Raw genomic sequence first — 2,555 nt, forward strand, 5'->3', positions numbered from 1 at the left:
GGATAATGAAACGGTGAAGTCAGGGCAGCCCCTTGCCCGCATCGACGACCGGGATTTCAAGACGGCGCTCGAGCAGGCGAAGGGCGATGTCGCGGCCGCAGAGGCAACAATTGAAGCCAAGCAAGCCTCCCTCGTAATCCAGGAATCAATTATCGCGGCAGCGCGGGCCACAGTCGATGTCGACCAGGCCAATGCGACCTTTGCCGAACAGAACGACAAGCGTTACGCAACTCTCGCCACCAGCGGCTATGGCAACATCCAGAATGCCCAGCAGGCTGCCTCCCAGATCGCTGCCGCAAAAGCCACCGTCGTGCGCGACAACGCTGCGCTGAACGCTGCAATAAAGCAGGTCGATCTATTGAAGGCCGAGCTTGCGCAGGCAAAGGCGGCTCTGGAGCACGATCTTGCGGTCCAGCACCAGGCCGAACTCAACCTGTCGTATGCCACGATCATGGCACCCGTCGACGGCGTCGTCGGCAACCGCACACTGCGCGTCGGCCAATATGTTCAGGCCGGGACGCAGCTGATGACGGTCGTGCCGACCGCCTCGGTCTATGTAATTGCCAACTATAAGGAAACGCAGCTGACCGACGTGCATGCTGGCCAGGCGGTCGATGTCGACGTCGATATGTTTCCGGACCGGGTCTATCACGGCCATGTCGACAGCCTTGCTCCCGCAAGCGGTCAGGAATTTGCCCTGCTGCCGCCCGACAACGCGACGGGCAACTTCACCAAGGTCGTCCAGCGTATTCCTGTGAAGATAATCCTCGATGCCGATAGCGTGTCTGCTGGCGACTTGCGTCCCGGTATGTCCGTGCAACCGAGCATCGACACCAAGGCCGACGCTACCCAGCGCCAGATCCATTGAGGCCGGGTAAAGGAGCACCGTGTCATGTCTGCCATCATGTTCAATGCCGCGTCGGTCCCACAACCACGCGCCAGCACGAAGGAATGGATTGCCGTTCTCGCCGGCATGATCGGCGCGTTCATGGCAATCCTTAACATCCAGATCACCAATGCGTCGCTGCTCGATATCGAAGGCGGCATCGGCACCGGCGTTGACAACGGCGCCTGGATCTCGACGTCGTACCTCATCGGTGAAATCGTTGTTATTCCCCTCACCGCCTATTTCAGCAGCGTGTTCTCGTTTCGCCGCTACATATTGGTGAATACGATCCTTTTCCCGCTGTTCTCCATAGCCTGTGCCTTCACCCACGATCTCGGTTCGATGATTGTCATGCGTGGCCTGCAGGGCTTTGCCGGCGGCGTTCTGATCCCCATGGCCTTCACAATGGTCTTGACGAAGCTGCCAAAATCACAACAGCCGGCCGGTCTCGCCCTCTTCGCACTCTCGGTCACCTTCGCGCCAGCCATTGGCCCCACGATCGGTGGCTACCTTACCGAGAACTATGGATGGCAGACGATCTTCTTTATCAATGCCGTCCCAAGCGCCGTCATGGCCGTAGCACTAGCCGCAACGCTGGATAAGACGCCTATGCAACTCCATCTCCTCAAAGAGGGCGACTGGGCCGGCATATTCACCATGGCAGTCGGACTCTCGGCTCTTCAGACCGTGCTTGAAGAAGGCAACAAGGACGATTGGTTTTCCTCCCCGTTCATCCTGAAGCTCAGCGCCGTCGCCGTCGTCTTCCTCGCAACCTTCATCTGGATCGAGCTGACCGTCGAAAAGCCCTTRGTCAAGCTCAGCCTTTTGAAGCAGCGGAACTTCGCTATTGGCGTCGTGGTCAATGTTCTCGTTGGTGTTGCGCTGTTCGGTACCGTCTATATCTTGCCGCAATATCTGGGGCAGGTGCAGCGCTACAATGCCGAGCAGATCGGCAATGTGCTGGCATGGACGGGCCTGCCTCAATTGCTCCTGATCCCGCTGGTCCCGATGCTGATGAAGCGTTTCGACGCACGCTATATCGGCTTCCTCGGCATCAGCATCTTTGCCGCTAGCTGTTTCATGAACGTCATGCTTTCACCCGACAATGCCGGCGATCAATTCTGGATCCCGAACATCGTGCGTGCGATCGGACAAGCGCTCGTATTGACGCCGATCACCGCCATCACGACGGCCGGCATCGCCGCCGCCGACGCCGCTGCCGCATCGGGTTTGACGAATATGCTGCGCAATCTCGGCGGTGCGGTCGGCACGGCAACGCTTGGAACAGTTCTGACCAAGCGCGAACAGTTCCACTCGAACATCATCGGCCAATCTGTCACGCTGGCGCGCGATGAGGTTCACCAGCGCCTCGACCAGCTGACCGGTTATTTCATCGCCCATGGCGTTTCCGATCACGCCCTCGCCGCCCAGCAGGCCGTCGCCGCGCTTGGCCGGCTCGTCAAACGCCAGGCACTTATCCTTGGATTCGGCGATACCTTTGCCGTCATTGGCATACTGCTTGCTATTGCAGCAATCGCTTTGTTGTTCGCCGAAAAACCCAAAAGCGCAGGAGGGGCCGRCGCCCACTAAGGACAGCAGGGGGCGAGACGCGCAGGAGAAACATAATCTCCGTTCTGGAGTTCCTGCTTCGATAGTCCTGCTTCGATAG

At 58.9% G+C, this 2,555-nt stretch carries 2 protein-coding genes; both read left to right on the top strand.

Annotated elements, in window-relative coordinates; all coding sequences use genetic code 11:
- Nucleotides 1-868 (top strand): HlyD family secretion protein (locus tag ACXJ5O_RS24070; RefSeq protein ID WP_457302107.1); only part of this gene is annotated, 868 nt, incomplete at its 5' end.
- A gap of 24 nt (nucleotides 869-892) precedes the next feature.
- Nucleotides 893-2,476 (top strand): DHA2 family efflux MFS transporter permease subunit, encoded by a 1,584-nt coding sequence (locus tag ACXJ5O_RS24075; RefSeq protein WP_457302108.1) that lies wholly within the window; start codon nucleotides 893-895, stop codon nucleotides 2,474-2,476.
- The last annotated feature ends 79 nt before the right edge of the window (nucleotides 2,477-2,555 follow it).

The organism is Phyllobacterium sp. P5_D12 (assembly GCF_054049495.1).